Here is a 20,257-nt window from a genome sequence, read left to right as displayed (position 1 = left end):
CCCAGATACTTATCCCAGATTCTTATTCAAGACCCAGCGCCCGTTTAACTGGCGCAAAACTTTTACGATGATGTTCCGTCGCACCCAGTAACGCCAGTTTTTCCAGATGCAGGGCCGTAGGATAACCCTTATGTTTCGCAAAACCGTAACCAGGAAGCTGTTTATCCAGTTCTGCCATTTCTCTGTCACGCGTCACTTTAGCAAGGATTGAGGCCGCACTGATTTCAGCAACCAAGCTATCCCCTTTAACCACCGCTTGAGCTGGCATTGCTAATGCCGGGCAACGATTACCATCAATCAGGACATAATCAGGCGTAATTGCCAAACCCGCGACTGCCCGCTGCATGGCAAGCATTGTGGCATGGAGAATGTTGAGCTGATCGATTTCTTCCGGTTCTGCACGCCCAAGGCTCCAACACAATGCTTTTTCTTTAATTTCCAAATACAGCGCTTCACGGCGTTTTTCTGTGAGTTTTTTCGAATCCGTTAAGCCTGTAATGGGCTTAGCCGGATCCAGAATAACTGCCGCAGTGACAACAGCCCCTACCAGCGGGCCACGCCCGACTTCATCAACACCGGCAATTAAATTCGCCTGAGGATAAACAAAATCCATTATCTTCTCGCTAATTCCAGAACAGCTTGAGCAGCCTGTTCATCAGCATCGCAACGAATGCTTTCATGTAAATGCAGGAACGTTTGTTTCAGTGCTTCCACGTCAGTGCCACCTTGCAGAAGAGGCAACAGCGCCTGCGATAACGCTTGTGGCTCACATTCATCCTGCAATAACTCTTTGACTAATTCTTTACCTGCCAATAAGTTAGGCAGGGAAACATATGGCGTTTTCACCAAGCGTTTTGCCAGCCAGAATGTAAAAGGTTTCATTCTATAGCCCACCACCATGGGGCATTTGGCTAACATACACTCCAGTGCTGCCGTTCCTGATGCCAGTAGAGTGGCATCACTGGCAATCATGGCTTCACGTGCTTTTCCATCCAATAAATGGATTGGCAAATCCGGTGCAATTTCGTCTTTAATGCGCTGAAACTGTTCACGCCGTTTGGCATTCACCAAAGGAACCAATACGTGTAGATCAGGCAGCTCTTTCCGTAACAATTGTACGGTTTTTAAGAAATCAGCACTGAGCATCTCTACTTCAGCATTACGGCTACCGGGCAGCACCGCCAGACAATGGGTATTCAATGGAACGCCCAAAAATTCCCTGGCAGCGGCTTTATCTGTTTGCAGAGGCATTGCATCTGCCATCGTGTGACCAATGAACCGGCATGGAACGTTAAACCGATCATAGAACGCTTTTTCGAATGGTAAAAATGCCAGTACCAAATCCGTTGACCGACCGATTTTAAACACCCGTTTGTGTCGCCATGCCCATACTGACGGACTGACGTAATGGATTGTTTTGAGTCCCTGCTGCTTAAGCCGCCCTTCTAAGGTGATATTAAAATCAGGGGCATCAATGCCAATAAATACATCCGGCCTTAAGGCAGTAAAACGCGCCGTTAAGTCTTTACGGATTTTCAGCAAGCGGGGCAAACGCCCCAGAACTTCAACAATCCCCATTACGGCTAGCTCTTCCATCTCATACCAAGCTTCACAACCTTCCGCCTGCATAAGAGGGCCAGCAACACCCACAAAGCGGGCATTAGGAATTTTTGCTTTCAATGCACGAATCAGCCCGGCCCCAAGAATATCACCGGATGTTTCTCCGGCGACCAAACCAATTGTCAGCGGGCGCTGATTGTCAACAGAAGAAAAGGTAGTCAAAGGAGTGTCCTTCATCTACTTAACGAATAATGCCACGGCTGGATTTTGCGGAATTTTCCAGAAAATCACTGAATACTTTCACGTGTGGGTTATTTTCCGCTTGAAGGCCAATTTCGTGTCTGGCTTCTTCCAACGTTTTTCCGCTGCGGTAAAGCATCTTATAAGCGTTACGGATAGCATGCAGCGATTCTTTATCAAACCCGCGACGTTTCAAGCCTTCGATATTCAACCCGAAAGGCGTTGCATGGTTTCCTTGTGCAATAACGTACGGAGGAACATCCTGAGCAACGCCAGAACAACCACCAACCATGACATGGGAACCAATCTGACAGAACTGATGCACTGCCGTCATTCCGCCAATAATGACGTAATCACCCAGAATGACATGACCGCCTAATGTGCCATTATTTGCAATGATACAACGATCACCAACGATACAATCATGGGCAATATGGGCGTTGATCATAAGCAAATTATCACTGCCGACTTTGGTTACTCCACCGCCCTGAACAGTACCTCGATGAATAGAGACACTTTCACGAATGCGGTTGCGATCGCCAATTTCAACGCGAGTCGGTTCACCTTGATATTTGAGATCCTGATTGACTTCACCAATGGAAGCGAACTGATAGATCTGGTTATCGCGACCAATCTTAGTTATCCCATTAACCACAACATGAGATTTCAGCTCAGTCCCTTCACCAATCTCAACCTGAGAACCGATATAACAAAATGGGCCAATGCGAACATTGGCACCAATAACAGCACCTTCTTCAATGATTGAAGAAGGGTGAATAACAGCGGCCTGATCAATCATGGATTAATCCTCACGGCGGCGGCGAGCACACATCATTTCCGCTTCGCAAGCCAATTCCCCATCGACTTTCGCTACGCCCCTGAAACGCGCAACACCGCGACGTTCTTTAATAAACTCAACATCCATCACCAATTGATCACCCGGCAGCACTGGACGCTTGAATCGGGCACCATCAATAGCTGCAAAGTAATACAATTCACCTGACTGAAGTGATCCTACACTTTTGAATGCCAGAATTCCGGTGGCTTGAGCCATTGCTTCAAGGATCAAAACACCCGGGAAAATAGGTTTACCCGGGAAATGCCCCTGAAAGAATGGCTCATTGAACGATACATTCTTGACTGCGCGTAAAAATTTACCTGCTTCAAAATCCAAAACACGATCTACCAACAAAAATGGATAGCGATGAGGCAGTAAATCTAAAATTTCTTCAATTTGCAGAGTATGATTATTACTCATCTAAATACTCTTCCTGTCTATATAAGAATCATTGTATTAACGACACGGCCTGCGTTAACTCTAAATTTAGAGTTATCAGGCAGGCCGCAAAAATTAAAAGCACAACCAAAAATGCTGATTAAAAACGTTTAATCAAATGTAGTATGATTACTCGTTTTCACCTTCCAATCGGCGTTCCACTGACTTCAAGCGCTTATTCATTTCATTGATATTCATGACTAAAGCGGCAGTCTTACGCCAGGTTTTGTTCGGTTGTAGTGGGATACCCGACGAATAAACACCAGGCTCTGTAATGGAGCGTATCACCATGCTCATACCCGTCACGGTTACTTTATCACAGATATTCATGTGTCCATTAATAACACTTGCACCACCGATCATGCAGTAACGACCCATTTTCAGGCTACCCGCCATAGTGACACCACCAGCCACTGCGGTGTTGTCTCCGATTGTCACGTTATGAGCGATCTGGCATTGGTTGTCTATGATAACACCATTACCAATGACTGTGTTGTCCAACGCACCACGGTCAATAGTCGTACACGCGCCGATTTCAACTTTGTTCCCAATGATTACAGTGCCTAACTGTGGGATTTTAATCCAATTTCCGCGTTCATTGGCATAACCAAAACCATCGGAACCTATAACAGTTCCTGATTGGATCAAACAGGATTCACCCATTTCAACGTTATGGTATACCGATACATTGGCCCAAAGACGAGTGCCCGCACCAATTCGTGTATTCTTACCAATAAAGCAACCTGCCCCGATGATGACATTATCACCAAGTTCAACACCAGATTCGATAACAGCATTTGCGCCAACCGCCACATTTTTGCCCAAAACCGCATCGGGAGAAATGACCGCGGATGGATGGATATCCTGCGCAGGCTGTGGTGTTGTATCCATAATCTGTGCCATACGAGCATAGGCAAGATAAGGGTCCTTGACAACCAATGCGGCAACCTTGCAGTGAGGAAGGTCGGCTTCACGTAGCACAACAGCCGCAGCCTGACACTCAACAAGTTTGTCAGTATAACGGCTATCGGATAAAAATGTAATTTGTTCGCTATTTGCTGAATACATCGGTGCAATACCGGTGATGACGATATCGCCATCACCATGCAATTGCCCATTCAACTGCTGAGCGAGGTCAGCCAATCGAATTGAAACCATCTACTTATTTAACCTGTTTCAGTACTTCTGCGGTGATATCTTTACCCGACGCAGAATACACAGCGGCATTCGCATCAAGAACAAGATCGTAACCTTCTTTACCTGCAACAACTTTAACCGCATCCTGAATACGTGTCAGGATTTTGTTGCGCTCTTCCAACTGGCGACGACGGCTATCGTTTTCCAAAGATTGCGCTTTCTGGGCAAACTCGTCGCGTTTCGTCACAACTTCTTTTTCTAATTTTTCACGTTCACTGGCTTTCATCGTTGAGCCATCACGCTGCAATTTCTGGAGCTTGGTCTGCAAATCCGATTCCATGCGCTGCAATTCAGTTGCACGACCTTTAAACTCATTGTCCAACTGTTTTGCCACAGCTTCACGGGCTGGCAACTGTTGAAAAACTTCAGCAACATTCACTAAAGCGATTTTATCTGCCGCCTGAACACCCGCAGAGAACGCCAACGCCATACCCAGGCCTACTGCACATAATACTTTTTTCACTATAAACTCCTTTGACCCACGCTATTTTTACAGATTGGAAAATTTAGAGCTTACCCTATCAGGCTATTTTATATGCCAATCGAAATCTGGAACACTCTAAATATCGCCCTATATAATAATAGAGCGATTTTTTACCAAAAAAGATTAATTATTACCAAGATCCGCCAATGTTAAACTGGAACTGCTCAGATCTATCACCTTTGTAATCCTTAATTGGCTTCGCATAAGAGAAGCTCAGTGGCCCTAACGGTGACATCCATTGCAGAGCAATACCGGTTGAAACACGGATATTGTTTGGCTTGCTGTAGTCAGGCATCCCGGCGTAAGTCTTAGTCCAGTTTGTATCCCAAACCGTTCCCGCATCCACAAAAAACGAGGTTCGGACAGAATTGGCATATTTAGCATCCAGGAACGGCGTTGGTGTAACCAGCTCGAAACTCGCAACCGCCACCGCGTTCCCCCCCACGGCATCACGGGATGGGTTATTTTTATCTAGCTTACCCTGATTATTTAAATAAATAGCTTTCGGGCCGATATTATTTGAGCGGAAACCACGAACACTACTAGGGCCACCGGCATAGAAGTTTTCATAGAATGGCATTTCTTTGCCACCAAAACCACCACCATACCCCAGACGTGTACGTCCCATCATCACCCATGAATGATCATCATCAAGAGGATAATAACCTGTCGCGTTCCAAGTGATTTTATAGAACTGGTTGTCAGAACCCGGAATCGTCACTTTGGTATCCAGAGATGATCTGATACCCGAAGTCGGGAAGAAACCGCGGTCAAGGCTGTTATAACTCCATCCCAGTGTCAGAGAGAAATCATTGGTATCGAATTTTGCCTTGTCATCAAATCCCCGTTTTTTACCCATTTTATCCAGATAACGCCACATCGCGACTTGTGGACGCATGTTGGACAGGGAGTTATGTATATAACCCAGTCTCAACGCCAGAGAGTTATTTTCATTCAATGGGAAGCCGAGCACACCCTCTGTACCATATGCTTTGTTGGTATAGTTCGAAAGCTCAGCATCATCGGCACGGAAATCATTATAAAATACGCGACCACCCAAACTGACCCCATTGACGGTGAAGTAAGGATCGGTCATAGATAAATCAGCCGACGTTGAATAGTCATTTTTACTGGCGCTGATACCTATGGAGTTCCCCGTTCCCAACCAGTTATCCTGTTGGAGACCGATTTGGTAACTCACGCCGCTTTCTGTACCGAAACCAACACCAAAGTTCATGGAACCGGTATTGCGTTCTTTGACTTTATAAACGAGATCAACCTGATCTGGGCTACCCGATACACGTTCAGTATCCACATCAACAGATTCAAAATAGCCGAGTCGATTTAAGCGCTCTTTGCCCTGCTCAACCTGATCACTACCTAACCATGCCCCTTCCATCTGACGCATTTCACGGCGCAGTACTGAGTCTTTACTAATATCATTACCTGTAAAGCGAATCTTACGCACATAGAAACGGTTGCCTGCATCGACATTGACATGCAGCTTAACGGTCTTATCAGCATCATTGATTTCAGGTTGAGTCATTACGCGGGGATAAGCATAACCATAGCGACCAAGCAGATTTTTGATGGCTGTTTCCATCTTGGTCACTTCTGCACCGTTATACAATGATCCCGGCTCAATGTTAGTTAATTCCTGTATCTGTGACTGATAACCAGCCAAACTACCGTTTAAATCAACATTTGATATTTTGTATTGATCACCTTCGGTGATATTGACGGTAATATAAATGTCTTTCTTATCTGGTGTCAGATTGACTTGGGTTGAATCAATGTTGAAACGGGCATAGCCGCGGTCAAGATAAAAACTGCGCAGGATTTCAAGGTCACCAGACAGTTTTTGTTTCTGATATTTCTGATCAGCCGTCATGTTCCACCAAGGAACATCGTCCCTGAGCTGGAAATTATTCAGCAGCTCTCTGGTCGAAAAGGCTTTATTACCAACAATATTAATTTGTTGAATTTTGGCAGAAACACCTTCAGAAAAAACAAGTTTCAAGTCAACACGGTTACGGGGCAGCGGCGTGACAACAGCTTTCACTGTCGCGTTGTATTTACCAACACTGTAGTAAAAATCTTCCAGCCCTTTTTCAATATTGGACAGCATAGTGCGGTCAAGGGCTTCACCAACACGAACACGCGACGCTTCAAGATTCTGCTTAAGCATGTCATCTTTCACCGATTTATTACCGGAAAAAGTGATACTGGCGATAGTCGGTCGTTCTTTTACCTGAACAACAAGTGAATTGCCATCACGTAAGACACGAACATCTTCAAAGTTTCCAGTTGAGAACAGTGCGTGAATAGTGCGACTGATATCTTCATCGCTAACCGTATCACCGACTCGAACTGGCATGTTCAGTAATGCTGCACCAACGGTGACACGTTGAAGACCCTCAAAATGAATGTCCTGAACTACGAATCCGTCTGAACCGTATGCAGTGGCGCTGCCGAACAGCAGCGACGCTATGAGCAACTTTTTCATCGCCATCGTTGTTATGCGTTTTCCTAACCGGTCTCCCGCCTTAAAAGCGGGAGAAATCATTGAAAAGTGCAAGCCCCATTAATAACACCAGCAATACAGCACCAATGCGATAACTGAAGTCTTGTACACGCTCGGAGACCGGCCCTCCCTTGATCTTTTCGATTGCAAGGAAAAGCAAGTGTCCACCATCTAGTACAGGTAATGGGAACAGGTTAATGATCCCAAGGTTGACGCTAATCAGCGCCAAAAACATCAAATAATACACCAAGCCAGAATCAGCCGATACTCCGGCTCCTTTGGCAATGGAAATCGGGCCACTTAAGTTATTAAGTTTCACATCACCCACAATTAATTTGCCCAGCATATTGACGGTCAGCTTCATTAATTGCCAAGTTTTGTCCCCTGCCTCATATATGGCAGAAAAAGGCCCGTACTGTTGAATCACTTTGTATTCATCTGCCAATGGGATGACCTTAAGTTCAGTACCCGCAAATCCTTCCTCACGGCCATCAGATAATTTTTTGACCTCAGGAGTCAGAGACAGGGAAACCATGCCTCCTGCCCTCGCAACGTCCAATTTTAGAGGAATATTTGGATTCTTCCTGACAAATGATGAAAAAGTGTGCCAGACATCTACATCCTTGCCATTGACTTTAACGATTCTGTCTCCCGGCTGTAAACCGGCTTTTTCAGCAGGTGAAGCAGGATAAACCTTCTCCACTTGCGAACTGATTCGCGGAACAACAGGCATAATGCCCAAAGACAGCAAAACGTCCTGCTTAGATGGGTCGAATGCCCATCCTCGCAAATCCAGTGTCTTTTGAATACTGTCAGTGGCATCCACTGGAGTAACATCCATGGATACAGATGTCTCACCCACTTTACTTACCATAGCAAGACGTACCGAATTCCAATCAGAGGTTTCGATACCATCAACAGCTTTTAGTTCCATTCCGGGCAAAATATTTGCCTGTGCGGCAATAGAATCCGTCTTAACATCCAACACCACAGGGCGTACAGATGGCACGCCAATCACAAAAACCAACCAATAAGCGATAACCGCCAGAATGAAGTTTGCAATTGGCCCGGCGCTGATCACCGCCGCGCGCTGACTGATGGTTTTATTGTTGAATGCCATATGACGACGTTCGGGCGAAACATCCCCCACCCGTTCGTCGAGCATCTTGACATATCCGCCAAGCGGGATGAGGGCAATAACGTATTCTGTCCCCTGTTTATCTGTACGACGCCAAAGCACTTTACCAAACCCGATGGAAAAGCGTTCAACGTAAATACCACATCGTCTGGCAACCCAAAAATGACCAAACTCATGCACTGTGATGAGAACACCCAACGCAACAATAAATGCAGCCAGATTCCAGAGAATATCCATTATGTACCCTCAGAGAGTAAATCCAGAAGAAATTAACATGACCAAACCCGCAAATACAGGGATGGCTGCTGTTAAGCTATCTACCCTATCCATGACTCCGCCATGTCCCGGAATCAATTGACTACTGTCTTTGATCCCTGATTCCCGCTTGAACATGCTTTCGGTCAGATCACCAAAGACCGAGGCAATGACGACTACCGTAGAAATCAATAGAAAATGTTCTGGCATTGCAGGTACGGGAGCAAATTTACCGAACAGCCATGAAATCAGTGCAGCAGTTAATAAGCCACCAACAAGCCCTTCAAGGGTCTTACCCGGTGATACTCTGGGTGCCATTTTGTGCTTACCCATAGTGCGGCCGAAAATATAAGCGCCTGAATCGGCAGCCCATACCAGCAACATGACATACAGCAGCCACCACGCTCCATCATAGGTATTGTTTTCATAACCCTGGGTGCGCAGTACCATCATTCCACAATAAAATGGCACGATAGTCAGAACCCCAAACAGCAGGCGTAAAACAACCGATGATTTCCAGATGGAGGCAGAAGCAGGGTAAGTGATCACCAATAAAATTGCGGCGACCCACCAAAGCATGCCAGCCCACAACAGATATACAACTTGTGGTTTTTCAGTAAGATGAGAAAAATCTGACAAAGAGTATTGTAACGCCAATAATCCTACGGCACACAATACAGCCAGCGTTATACGTTTAGCTTGAGTGAAGAGACCAGCAAATTGCCCCCATTCCCATGCGGCAAGCGCTGAAACAGCAATGACAACCAATCCAAATCCTGATGGGGGAAGGAAAAACAGTGCTGCTACAACAAGTGGAATCAATATCAACGTAGTTAAAAGACGGTACTTCAGCAAGTTCTCCTCCTATGATCCCACTTCGGCATCGTCTGGTGTTCCGCCAAATCGGCGTTCTCGTTTGGCAAAGGCATTAATTGCACCTTCAAAAGAAGTTTCATCAAAATCAGGCCAAAGTATATCGGTAAAATACAATTCTGCATAAGCTATCTGCCATAACAGGAAATTACTGATACGATGTTCGCCTCCGGTTCGAATGACCAGATCAACTTCAGGCTGCTGACTTAAGTTGATGAAGTTACCTACTGTGGCCTCGCTGATTTCCTCAGGCGTTAACTCATTTGACTTAATTTTTTCAGCTAGTTGCTTAATACCCTGAACCAAATCCCAACGTCCGCCATAGTTAGCGGCAATATTAAGCTGCAATCCGGTATTGTCCGCCGTTAATTCAACTGAACGGCCGATACGCTCCTGCAACCGCGAACTAAAGCGACTAATATCACCAATAACAGACAATTTCACATTGTGCTTATGCAGACTCTTTACTTCATTATCAAGGGCAAAAACAAACAGCTCCATCAACGAACTGACTTCCTGCTGTGGACGATTCCAGTTCTCACTGCTGAAAGCATACAGAGTCAATGATTCAATGCTATGTTTAACTGAAAAACTCACGGCACTCCGCACAGCTTTAATTCCTGCGCGATGACCAAACACTCTTAATTTGCCACGCTTTTTTGCCCAACGACCATTGCCATCCATAATAATGGCGACATGTCTGGGAACCGTTGGCAATGAGTCACTATCACTGGGAGATATCACTCAAAATAATCCTTAAATAACTAGGCTGGCTTTTCGATGAATTCAATAATTCCAAACATGAAAAAGCCGTGTTACGTGTCAATGATTATCACGGCTACCACGGCTATTTCTGGCACGGCCTGAATGAAAGCCTTTGTCCTTGGTATACACGATTGAAACGCGGATACCAATTCACTGAATTGGCTATTATAACAACTATAATTTACCCGCGAACTATATCATTTGCCAAAACGCAAACAAACACATACTTATTAACAAAATTCGCTATTTGGCAAAAATTCTGATGGTTTCTCTCGCCAAGATCCGTGCTGTATTGTCGATGTCTAAGACCTCTTCAATACTTTGAGGTTCAGATAAATTTAGTTTTTCCACGACCAAACGATTAATTGTCGCGATATCTGTGAAATGAATTCCATCTTTCAAAAAAACATCAACGGTTTCTTCATTAGCTGCATTCAGGGCTGTGGTTGCCGCCTGTCCTTGATGACAAGCTTCAATGGCCAATTTTAGGCAAGGGTAGCGTTGATAATCGAGGGCTTCGAAGGTCAGCATACTCAGCTCGGTAAAATCCAATGGTTTTGCGCCAGATGAGATACGATCAGGATAAGCCATTGCATAAGCTATTGGAGTACACATGTCCTGCGTTCCCAGTTGTGCAATGATGCTGCCATCTTGGTAGCGAACCATGGAATGGATGACTGACTGGGGATGCAACAATATTTCCATTTCATCGGCAGACGCATTGAACAGGTAACGCGCCTCGATATATTCCAGCCCTTTGTTCATCATGGTAGCAGAATCAACAGAAATTTTACGTCCCATTGACCAAATAGGGTGAGCACACGCTTCATCCGGCGTAACATGAGGTAATGTTTCTAACGGCGTTTTACGGAACGGCCCGCCGGAACCCGTCAGAATAATGCTGGAAATGCCGTAATCCTTCAAATTTACATTACCGAGGTTATGTTGAACCGCTTCCGGCAAACTCTGAAAGATAGCATTATGTTCACTATCGATAGGCAACAGTTGCGCTTTATGCTGAACAACGGCATCCATAAACAGACGCCCACTGGTAATCAGGGATTCTTTATTCGCTAACAGAACCTGTTTTCCCTTACGGATAGCCGCCAATGTCGGTAATAACCCAGCCACCCCAACAATGGCAGACATGACTTGATCGACTTCTTCCAGTGCAGCTAAATCACAAATAGCATCTTTACCGAACAACACTTCGGTTTGACTTCCCTGCTCCTGCAATAACCGGCGCAGGGCCTTTGCGGATTGCTCATCTTCCATCGCTGCATATTGTGGGTTAAATTCCAGACACTGCTGTGCCATAACTTCAATATTTTTCCCGGCAACAAGGGCGACTACCTTGAATTTTGTTGGGTTATTTCTGACAACAGAAAGCGTACTTTTCCCAATCGAACCCGTTGAGCCAAGAATAGTTAACCGTTTCATTTTTAAACTCTGAATATGCTACTGATATAAAATTGCAATAGTTTGAGCGGTACAGATCGCTATGTCCATCGCTTGAGAAAGAAATGTGATACGAGGTGTAATATCAAGAATAAGAACAACGCCGCAAAAGTTGCGGCGTTGTTTTCATGAGTTGTATTCATGGAATGGCAATTAGAAATCCATCAATTCGGTTTCTTTATTTGCCAGGGCTTCATCAATCTTCTTAATGAAGCTATCAGTCAGTTTCTGAATATCATCTTGTGAACGACGCTCTTCATCTTCACTGATTTCTTTATCTTTCAGCAATGCCTTGACCTTATCATTAGCATCACGACGAATATTACGGATAGATACACGACCCTGCTCCGCTTCGCCACGAACAACCTTAATGAGATCCTTACGACGTTCTTCTGTCAGTGGTGGCAGTGGAACACGGATAATGGTTCCGGCAGAAGATGGATTCAGACCCAGGTCAGAAGCCATAATCGCTTTTTCAACAGCCGCCGTCATAGAACGGTCAAATACGGTGATTGCTAAAGTACGTACATCTTCTGCAACGACGTTTGCAATCTGACGCAGTGGAGTCGCAGAGCCATAATATTCAACACTGATGCCATCCAACAGGCTAGGAGACGCACGGCCAGTACGAACCTTGCTGATTTGGTTTTTCAGTGCTTCGACGCTTTTTTCCATGCGGTCTTGTGCGTCTTTTTTGATTTCATTAATCACGTTACAAACCCTTGGGAGATGTTATTTTTTAGGCCAAATGCGTAATGAGCAAATATCGAATCAAATACGCTAATGAATAAGTGGCCCTGTGTCATTAAATTTGGCGCATCAGGTCGCTGATCATACCGTCAAACTTCATCGGTGTCTCTGAGCATGAATGATAAAAATCAGTTGTTAGAAATCAGCGTACCTTCATTTTCCCCCATCACAACACGACGGAGTGCGCCTGGTCTGTTCATATTAAAGACACGAATTGGCAGGTTATGGTCACGAGCCAACGTAAAGGCCGCCAGATCCATCACTTTCAATTCACGCTCCAATACTTCCTGATATGCCAGCTCGTGGTAGAGTTCTGCTTCAGGATTTTTCTCAGGATCAGCGGAATAAACGCCATCAACTTTGGTTGCTTTTAACACAACATCCGCTTCAATTTCAATGCCACGCAGACATGCGGCGGAATCAGTTGTAAAGAACGGGTTGCCCGTTCCCGCAGCGAAAATAACAACACGACCGTGACGCAGTAAGCTGATCGCCTCAGCCCAGCTATAGTTGTCACACACACCATTCAATGGAATGGCAGACATCAAACGAGCGTTCACATAGGCGCGGTGCAACGCATCACGCATCGCCAAACCGTTCATCACGGTCGCCAACATGCCCATGTGATCGCCTACTACACGGTTCATACCTGCCTGTGCCAAGCCGGCACCACGAAACAGGTTACCTCCTCCAATAACGACGCCGACTTGAATACCCAGCTCAACCAGTTCTTTGATTTCCTGAGCCATGCGGTCTAAGACTCTAGCGTCGATACCAAAACCTTCTTCGCCTTGCAGGGCTTCTCCACTGAGCTTAAGCAGGATTCTCTGATATACGGGTTTTGCATTGGTTGCCATGGTGTTCAGTCCTAAGCAGATAAGGATTATTGAGGATTTATTACGGTTTATTCAATTACTACACATCCATGCTCTATTCAGCCCAGATGTAAAAAACTCATGTCGAGATAAAACAGAACCGCCAATCGGCGGCTCCGTTTAAGAAAATTAAGACTGTTTGCTCATTGCAGCAACTTCTGCTGCGAAATCAGCTTCAACTTTCTCAATACCTTCACCAACTTCGAAGCGGATGAAGTTGATCACTTTAGCATTGTTTTCTTTCAGCAGATCGCCAACAGATTTGCTTGGGTCCATCACGAAGTTCTGACCAGTCAGAGAGATTTCGCCGGTGAATTTGTTCATACGGCCAGAAACCATTTTCTCTGCGATTTCGCGAGGCTTACCAGACTGCATTGCGATTTCCATCTGGATCTGATGCTCACGCTCAACAACGTCAGCAGGAACGTCAGTTGGGTTCACATATTCTGGTTTGCTTGCAGCAACGTGCATTGCAACATGCTTGATCAGTTCTTCGCTTGCGCCTTCAGCAGCAACCAGAACACCAATGCGAGCACCGTGCAGGTAAGAACCTACAGATTCGCCTTCCAGAATTTCAACACGACGGATGTTGATGTTTTCACCGATTTTCGCTACCAGATTAGCACGCTGTTCTTCGAACTTCGCTTTCAGAGCTTCGATGTCAGCGTTTTTGTCAGCCATAACGGAAGCAATAACTTCTTTACCAAATGCCAGGAAGCCTGCGTCTTTAGCAACGAAGTCAGTTTCACAGTTCAGTTCAACGATACCTGCGAATTTAGCATCAGCAGCAACTTCAACCAGGATAACACCTTCAGCAGCAACACGGCCTGCTTTCTTAGCCGCTTTTGCCTGACCTGATTTACGCATGTTATCGATAGCCAGCTCGATATCACCATTCGCTTCAACCAGTGCTTTTTTACATTCCATCATTCCTGCGCCAGTACGCTCACGCAGTTCTTTTACCAGAGCAGCGGTAATGTCAGCCATTTGTTTTATTCCTCGATGTGTCTCGCGGGAAGATAATATTCCGCGGGGATAGTTCTATATCAGATATGTAAAGGGGGCCATAACAGGCCCCCTAACCAATATATTTCAATACCTGGTCAATAAGGGCTCAAGAATTGAGCATGCCTTATTATTCAGCGTCTACAAGACCTTCTTCAGCCTGAACAGCCAGATCTTGAGAACGACCTTCACGAACAGCGGTAGCCACAGCGGTCAGGTACAGTTTTACTGCACGGATTGCGTCGTCGTTACCAGGAATGATGAAATCAACGCCATCTGGATCAGAGTTGGTATCAACGATAGCGAATACTGGAATACCCAGGTTGTTTGCTTCTTTGATAGCGATGTGTTCATGTTCAGCATCGATAACGAACAGAGCATCAGGCAGGCCGCCCATGTCTTTGATACCGCCCAGGCTGTTTTCCAGTTTGCCAAGCTCACGAGTACGCATCAGCGCTTCTTTCTTGGTCAGCTTGTCAAAAGTACCGTCCTGAGACTGAACTTCCAGATCTTTCAAACGCTTGATTGACTGACGAACAGTTTTCCAGTTAGTCAGCATACCACCTAACCAACGGTGGTTAACGAAGTATTGGTCACAGCTCAGTGCTGATTCTTTGATTGCTTCGCTAGCAGCACGTTTGGTGCCAACAAACAGAATTTTACCTTTACGGGAAGCGATTTTGTTCAACTCTGCCAGTGCACCGTTGAACATTGGAACAGTTTTTTCCAGGTTGATGATATGAACTTTGTTACGAGCACCAAAGATGAAAGGTTTCATTTTTGGGTTCCAGTAACGAGTCTGGTGACCGAAGTGAACGCCCGCTTGCAGCATATCGCGCATGGAAACAGTTGCCATTTTAGACCTCTATAAAGTGAATTGGGGTTATGCCTCCACAGATCCCATGACACCGACTCTTTGACTGCGGGTCATTCATATCAATGAATTAACCACATTAGAGCACCCCGGTGTATGTGCCGATCTGTGTGTGTTATTTACACATAATGAGTTTATTTAGTATCCCTGCGAATTGCATCACGCCAGAAACAATTACACAGAATACCGGCGCGCTTTATACCACAAATCGCCACCATACTCCAACATTTGTTATCGCTTTCTGGTAGTCTGTCAGCCAACAGTTATTGGCAGACATTCGGTGGGCTGATACCATTACTGACAATATTTTTCCTTAGTTAATATCAAGTGGTCGGCGATTTTCCGACTTAAATGGACCCATTTCATGGCTATCTCTATCAAAACAGAAGAAGACATTCAGAAGATGCGTGTTGCCGGACGTCTGGCAGCCGAAGTTCTGGAAATGATTGAGCCTTATATCAAGGCAGGTGTTACCACAGGTGAACTTGATCGTATTTGTCACGAACACATCACCGAGAAGCAACAAGCTATCTCAGCTTGTCTGGGCTATCACGGTTTCCCTAAATCCGTGTGCATCTCCGTCAATGACGTGATTTGTCATGGCATTCCGAGTGATGACAAGGTGCTGAAAGAAGGCGATATCGTCAATATTGATGTGACTGTGATCAAAGAAGAGTTCCACGGTGATACTTCCAAAATGTTCATCGTTGGTAAACCCACCATTCAAGGTGAACGTCTGTGCCGCGTGACACAGGAAAGCCTGTATCTTGCCCTGAAAATGGTTAAGCCGGGTATTCGCCTGCGTAGCATCGGTAAAGCAATTCAGCAGTTTGTGGAAAGTCATGATTACTCTGTTGTCCGCGAATACTGCGGCCACGGTATCGGTAGGGTCTTCCACGAAGAGCCTCACGTTCTGCATTATGATGCCGATGATGGTGGCGTCGTCCTGCAAAAAGGCATGGCATTCACCATTGAACCGATGGTAAATGCAGGTGATTTCCGTATCCGCACCATGAAAGATGGCTGGACAGTGAAGACTAAAGATCGTGGCTGGTCTGCACAGTATGAGCATACGATTGTCGTTACCGACAACGGCTGTGAAATCATGACATGGCGTAAAGAAGAAGAGTCCCATATCTCCGCGGTACTGGTGAACGCATAAACGCCTATTTGATATAAGACAATTATCACCCTAATTAATGAAGCTCCTGCTCACTCGGCAGGGACTTCATTCTCTGGCAATAATCCCTGTTCATCTCACGCGTTTCTCAGTAATCTGGTCATTATGGTTTGTTTCCTCATGAGCTTCCTCACCATAGGTTTCCGCATATGCCAGCCGATATTTCCTTAGCACAAGCGCCCATTCCGCCCCTGTCTCCAGTGGAGTTTTCCCACAGCGATCTTCAACTTTCTGCCCTGAAACAACATATTGATGAATTTCAGCTATGGCTTGAACAGGCATTTAAGGCGGGCATTTCGCCGAACGCACTGATTTATGCTCGCAGTGACTATATTGATCAACTTTTAAAACAATTATGGCAGGAACAGGGGTTTGACCAGATAGCCTCCCTTTCTCTGATTGCAGTAGGTGGTTACGGTCGCCGCGAGTTGCACCCTCTTTCCGATATTGATCTACTGATTCTCAGTGAATCTCCATTGAGTGAAGAACAATCCGCTCGTATCGGGAAATTTATTACTCTACTCTGGGATATCCGTCTGGCAGTGGGTCACAGTGTCAGAACGCTCGAAGAGTGTAAACAACAAGGGCTTTCCGATCTGACTATTGCCACAAACCTCATTGAAGCCCGTTTAATTAATGGAGACTTACCTCTATTTCTACGCTTGCAGAAATATATTTTCAGTGATGATTTCTGGCCATCAGCCCGATTTTTCTCGGCTAAGCTCTCTGAGCAACAAGAACGTCATCAGCGTTATCACAGCACCAGTTACAATCTGGAACCCGATATCAAAAGTAGTCCGGGTGGATTACGCGATATTCACACGTTACTTTGGGTTGCACACCGCCATTTTGGCGCAAAATCGCTAGATGAAATGGTTGGTTTTGGCTTTCTGACTCAGGAAGAGCGCAACGAATTGAACGAATGCCAAAATTTTCTCTGGCGTATCCGTTTTGCGCTTCATTTGGTCGTTACCCGCTATGATAATCGACTCTTGTTTGAACGTCAGGTCAGCGTCGCCCAATTGCTTGGCTATGAAGGTGAACGCAATCAGCCTGTCGAACGGATGATGAAAGATTTCTATCGCATGACCCGTCGTGTCAGTGAACTGAATAACATGCTGCTGCAACTGTTTGATGAGGCCATTCTGACATTGCAACCCAATGAAAAACCGCGTCCCTTGAATGCTGAGTTTCAGTTACGAGGAAACCTTATCGATTTAATCGATGAAACACTGTTTAGCCGTGATCCCACATCAATTTTGAAAATGTTTTATCACATGGCTGAACATCGTGAAATCAAAGGCATCTATTCCACAACACTGCGCCAGCTTCGCTATGCCCGTAGAAACCTGACAACTCCCTTATGTGATTTACCCGAAGCACGAAAGATTTTCATGGATATTCTACGCCATCCCCGTGCAGTCGGAAGTGCTCTGCTCCCGATGCACCACCATAGCGTATTAGGCGCTTACATGCCGCATTGGAGCAACATTGTCGGCCAGATGCAATTTGACCTTTTTCATGCGTATACGGTTGACGAACATACCATTCGGGTACTGCAAAAACTGGAAAGCTTTGCTGATGAAAATAACCGTGTGATCCACCCCCTATGTGTCGAGCTTTACCCACGCCTTCTTCAGCCAGAACTATTGCGGCTAGCGGCTTTTTTCCACGATATTGCCAAAGGGCGCAATGGCGACCATTCTGAACTTGGAGCCAAAGATGCTTATTTATTCGCACAACAGCATGGCCTGACAAACCGCGAAGCAGAATTAGTAGAATGGCTGGTTCGCGATCATTTGCTGATGTCAGTCACTGCTCAACGGCGGGATATTCAAGATCCTGAGGTTATCCAGCAATTTGCCAGTGTGGTCAAAAATCAAAATCGCTTAAATCATTTGGTCTGCCTGACCGTTGCTGATATCTGCGCGACTAATGCCAAACTTTGGAATAGTTGGAAGCAAAGCCTGATACGTGAACTCTATTTCGCCACTGAAGCCCAATTGCGCCAAGGCATTCAGAATATCCCTGATTTACGGGAACGTGTCCGTAACAACCGATTACAGGCATTAGCTCTGCTGCGGCAAGAAAATATTGACGAAGAACGATTACATTATATTTGGGGCCGCTGCCATGCCGATTATTTTTTACGTCATAGTCCCGATCAATTAGCCTGGCATGCCAGCCATCTCATCCACCCTTTCTCTGCAGAACCAATGGTTTTGATCAGCACCGCTTTTTCTCATGGCGGCACTGAAATTTTTATTTGGTGTCAAGACAGGCCTTCTCTTTTCGCTGCTGTTGTCGGGGAATTGGACCGACGCAATTTAAGTGTTCATGATGCCCAAATCTTCACTAATCGTGATGGGATGGCGATGGATACATTTGTCGTTTTGGAACCTAGCGGTCATCCATTGGCTCTTGATCGCCACGAACCTATCCGTCGAGCCTTACTGAAAGTCGTGAATGATCCTCATCCTAAAGTACCAAAGGCGCGTAATCTGCCTTCTAAATTACGTCATTTCAATGTGCCAACCAAAGTGAGCTTTTTGCCAACAAAAAATATTCGTCGCTCCTATATGGAATTAATTGCGTTAGATCAGCCCGGATTATTGGCACGGGTAGGCAATATTTTCGCTGAATTGGGAGTTTCCTTACATGGTGCGCGCATTACCACTATTGGCGAACGCGTTGAAGATTTTTTTGTACTGGCAGATAAAGATCAAAATGCCTTACATAAAAAAATCAGGGATGAATTATCAGAAAGGTTGACAGAAGCCCTCAACACACGGGATAAACTATAGCAAAATTCTCTTAACAGAAATTAGGAACCGCATAATTATGCAGCAATTACAAGCTACTATCGAAAGTGCGTTTGAAAATCGCGTAAACATCACACCCGTCACCGTTGATGGAACGACTCGTGATGCTATTAATCAAGTCATCCAGATGCTCGATAACGGCAAACTGCGCGTCGCTGAAAAGATCGATGGGCAGTGGGTAACTCACCAATGGCTGAAAAAAGCCGTGTTGCTTTCCTTCCGCATTAATGACAATCAAGTCATGGAAGGTGCTGAAAGCCGCTATTTCGACAAAGTACCCATGAAATTTGCTGATTATGATCAGTCTCGTTTCGAAAAAGAAGGATTCCGCGTCGTACCTCCTGCGGCTGTCCGTCAGGGTGCGTATATCGCCCGTAATACTGTGTTAATGCCATCTTACGTCAACCTTGGTGCTTATGTGGATGAAGGCACGATGGTAGACACTTGGGCAACTGTCGGTTCTTGTGCCCAAATCGGTAAAAATGTTCATTTATCTGGCGGTGTTGGTATTGGTGGTGTGCTGGAACCATTACAAGCCAATCCGACCATCATTGAAGATAACTGCTTTATCGGTGCCCGCTCTGAAATCGTAGAAGGCGTTATCGTGGAAGAAGGCTCTGTGATCTCAATGGGTGTCTACATCGGCCAGAGCACTAAGATCTATGATCGCGAAACCGGCGAAATTCATTATGGCCGCGTACCAGCAGGTTCTGTTGTAGTCTCCGGTAATTTGCCTTCGAAAGACGGCAGTTACAGCCTGTACTGCGCCGTTATCGTGAAAAAGGTTGATGCCAAAACGCGTGGCAAAGTGGGTATTAATGAATTGCTGAGAAATATTGATTAAATATTAAAAATAGCAGCAAGCCTCCTTATAACGGGTGGTTTGCTGCTACTGTCTGAAAAAAGTCGGAAAATATTCAATCTCAGGCAGCTTTTTTACCTTTTGAGCAGGCTTTCAAATTGATTCATTTTAATACACTA

Annotated in this window: 18 protein-coding genes; 3 read left to right on the top strand and 15 right to left on the bottom strand. The window is 45.4% G+C overall.

The features are described 5' to 3' along the window. Window positions 1-22: 22 nt before the first annotated feature. The 15 genes from rnhB to rpsB all read right to left on the bottom strand — a co-directional run bounded on the left by rnhB (window position 23) and on the right by rpsB (window position 15,256). The gene (gene rnhB, locus AAC854_RS06850; protein ID WP_340616438.1) at window positions 23-613 is read right to left on the bottom strand and encodes a ribonuclease HII; all 591 of its coding nucleotides are present in this window, start codon (window positions 611-613) and stop codon (window positions 23-25) included. Beyond that, window positions 613-1,797, bottom strand: a complete 1,185-nt coding sequence (gene lpxB, locus AAC854_RS06845) for a lipid-A-disaccharide synthase (RefSeq protein ID WP_340616437.1) — start codon at window positions 1,795-1,797, stop codon at window positions 613-615. Before lpxB ends, rnhB begins: the two co-directional genes overlap by 1 nt. A 4-nt stretch (window positions 1,798-1,801) precedes the next feature. After that, a complete protein-coding gene (gene lpxA / locus AAC854_RS06840; protein WP_340616436.1) occupies window positions 1,802-2,599 on the bottom strand; it encodes an acyl-ACP--UDP-N-acetylglucosamine O-acyltransferase in 798 nt (265 codons plus the stop codon). A 3-nt stretch (window positions 2,600-2,602) separates the two neighbouring features. Continuing rightward, window positions 2,603-3,058 (bottom strand): 3-hydroxyacyl-ACP dehydratase FabZ, encoded by a 456-nt coding sequence (fabZ, locus tag AAC854_RS06835; protein WP_047963250.1) that lies wholly within the window; start codon window positions 3,056-3,058, stop codon window positions 2,603-2,605. A 147-nt stretch (window positions 3,059-3,205) separates the two neighbouring features. Continuing rightward, entirely contained in the window at window positions 3,206-4,234 is a 1,029-nt protein-coding gene (gene lpxD / locus AAC854_RS06830; RefSeq protein ID WP_340616435.1) for a UDP-3-O-(3-hydroxymyristoyl)glucosamine N-acyltransferase, read from the bottom strand. 4 nt (window positions 4,235-4,238) lie between these two features. Continuing rightward, complete coding sequence (skp, locus tag AAC854_RS06825) at window positions 4,239-4,736, bottom strand: molecular chaperone Skp (protein WP_340616434.1); 498 nt, start codon at window positions 4,734-4,736, stop codon at window positions 4,239-4,241. 151 nt (window positions 4,737-4,887) lie between these two features. Then, window positions 4,888-7,269: an outer membrane protein assembly factor BamA gene (gene bamA / locus AAC854_RS06820; RefSeq protein WP_340616444.1), complete on the bottom strand. Its 2,382-nt coding sequence runs from the start codon at window positions 7,267-7,269 to the stop codon at window positions 4,888-4,890. A gap of 34 nt (window positions 7,270-7,303) precedes the next feature. After that, a complete protein-coding gene (gene rseP, locus AAC854_RS06815) occupies window positions 7,304-8,659 on the bottom strand; it encodes a sigma E protease regulator RseP (RefSeq protein WP_340616443.1) in 1,356 nt (451 codons plus the stop codon). Window positions 8,660-8,665: 6 nt separating this feature from the next. Beyond that, on the bottom strand, window positions 8,666-9,529 hold the full coding sequence (gene cdsA, locus AAC854_RS06810) for a phosphatidate cytidylyltransferase (protein WP_047963254.1): 864 nt from the start codon (window positions 9,527-9,529) through the stop codon (window positions 8,666-8,668). Window positions 9,530-9,538: 9 nt separating this feature from the next. Continuing rightward, window positions 9,539-10,288, bottom strand: a complete 750-nt coding sequence (ispU, locus tag AAC854_RS06805; protein ID WP_273546892.1) for a (2E,6E)-farnesyl-diphosphate-specific ditrans,polycis-undecaprenyl-diphosphate synthase — start codon at window positions 10,286-10,288, stop codon at window positions 9,539-9,541. Between the two features lie 267 nt (window positions 10,289-10,555). Further along, window positions 10,556-11,752 (bottom strand): 1-deoxy-D-xylulose-5-phosphate reductoisomerase, encoded by a 1,197-nt coding sequence (ispC, locus tag AAC854_RS06800; protein WP_273546871.1) that lies wholly within the window; start codon window positions 11,750-11,752, stop codon window positions 10,556-10,558. 171 nt (window positions 11,753-11,923) lie between these two features. Beyond that, on the bottom strand, window positions 11,924-12,481 hold the full coding sequence (gene frr / locus AAC854_RS06795) for a ribosome recycling factor (protein ID WP_047963257.1): 558 nt from the start codon (window positions 12,479-12,481) through the stop codon (window positions 11,924-11,926). A gap of 167 nt (window positions 12,482-12,648) precedes the next feature. Then, window positions 12,649-13,377: a UMP kinase gene (gene pyrH / locus AAC854_RS06790; protein WP_047963258.1), complete on the bottom strand. Its 729-nt coding sequence runs from the start codon at window positions 13,375-13,377 to the stop codon at window positions 12,649-12,651. 147 nt (window positions 13,378-13,524) lie between these two features. Beyond that, window positions 13,525-14,382, bottom strand: a complete 858-nt coding sequence (tsf, locus tag AAC854_RS06785; protein WP_340616433.1) for a translation elongation factor Ts — start codon at window positions 14,380-14,382, stop codon at window positions 13,525-13,527. Window positions 14,383-14,530: 148 nt separating this feature from the next. Further along, window positions 14,531-15,256, bottom strand: coding sequence for a 30S ribosomal protein S2 (rpsB, locus tag AAC854_RS06780; protein WP_047963260.1), 726 nt, complete (start codon window positions 15,254-15,256; stop codon window positions 14,531-14,533). A 382-nt stretch (window positions 15,257-15,638) separates the two neighbouring features. Between rpsB and map the strand changes: the two genes are divergently transcribed. The 3 genes from map (at window position 15,639) to dapD (ending at window position 20,120) form a co-directional block, all read left to right on the top strand. Continuing rightward, window positions 15,639-16,436: a type I methionyl aminopeptidase gene (gene map, locus AAC854_RS06775; protein ID WP_273546870.1), complete on the top strand. Its 798-nt coding sequence runs from the start codon at window positions 15,639-15,641 to the stop codon at window positions 16,434-16,436. A 167-nt stretch (window positions 16,437-16,603) separates the two neighbouring features. Beyond that, complete coding sequence (gene glnD, locus AAC854_RS06770) at window positions 16,604-19,258, top strand: bifunctional uridylyltransferase/uridylyl-removing protein GlnD (RefSeq protein WP_340616432.1); 2,655 nt, start codon at window positions 16,604-16,606, stop codon at window positions 19,256-19,258. Window positions 19,259-19,295: 37 nt separating this feature from the next. Then, a complete protein-coding gene (gene dapD / locus AAC854_RS06765; RefSeq protein WP_273546868.1) occupies window positions 19,296-20,120 on the top strand; it encodes a 2,3,4,5-tetrahydropyridine-2,6-dicarboxylate N-succinyltransferase in 825 nt (274 codons plus the stop codon). Window positions 20,121-20,257: the final 137 nt, after the last annotated feature.

The organism is Xenorhabdus entomophaga, assembly GCF_037996725.1.
In the GTDB taxonomy this organism is placed as follows: Bacteria; Pseudomonadota; Gammaproteobacteria; order Enterobacterales; family Enterobacteriaceae; genus Xenorhabdus; species Xenorhabdus khoisanae.
Note: the sequence above shows the minus strand (reverse complement) of the source record. Positions and strands in the feature narration are given on the sequence as shown.